Genomic DNA, 236 nt, shown 5'->3' with positions numbered 1-236 from the left:
GTCCAGGGGGTTGCCACCCGCCGGTCCGGGGCCGTGCCGATTGCCGCCCGGGCAATCTCGGTGACGTCCCGGTAGTCCGGCGGCCCACGGAGGGAGGAGTTGTACGGCGCACTGACCTTCAGCCAGACCCGCCCCGTTTCCAGCAGCCGAAGCAGCGCCCGTCCCGGCTGGCTGGACGGAGCGCCTGGCGGATGAAAGCGGCCGATATGGTCCAGTACCACGGGGCAGGGCAGGGC

The 236-nt window shown here is 72.0% G+C and carries 1 pseudogene; it reads right to left on the bottom strand.

Going from position 1 to position 236, the window contains the following annotated elements:
* Positions 1–236: pseudogene (locus AC0IW9_RS31965) on the bottom strand (amidohydrolase family protein); the annotation flags it as partial.

The sequence above is a fragment of the Belnapia sp. AC561 genome (assembly GCF_979252845.1).
This window is presented reverse-complemented; position numbering and strand designations above follow the sequence as displayed.